The organism is Lysinibacillus sp. GbtcB16 (assembly GCF_019091145.1).
In the GTDB taxonomy this organism is placed as follows: domain Bacteria; phylum Bacillota; class Bacilli; order Bacillales_A; family Planococcaceae; genus Lysinibacillus; species Lysinibacillus fusiformis.
Genome location: NZ_JAGXJV010000954.1, coordinates 1 through 231 on the forward strand (window position 1 = coordinate 1; position 231 = coordinate 231).

Genomic DNA, 231 nt, shown 5'->3' on the forward strand with positions numbered 1-231 from the left:
AAGCGATTCGCTTGACGAACATCACCGATCATGTGTCCTTATTCGCCAGTTATGGCGCGATTCGTCAGCTGCTGGTTTAGCTTCTGCAGCAAATGGCCATCTCCATGGTCGTCGTAATGGCCGGCCGGGATATTGGCACGCATGTCATGCCCGATGCGGAGATCAAGGTGTCCTTGACAGCCTCCGTGAACGAACGTGCAGAACGCCGTTCCAAAGAAATGCAGAACAGCG

At 54.1% G+C, this 231-nt stretch carries 1 protein-coding gene; it reads left to right on the top strand.

Going from position 1 to position 231, the window contains the following annotated elements; all coding sequences use genetic code 11:
• Window positions 1-92: 92 nt before the first annotated feature.
• The coding region (locus KVT27_RS27160) for a (d)CMP kinase (RefSeq protein WP_256449065.1) at window positions 93-231 on the top strand (139 nt) is incomplete at its 3' end.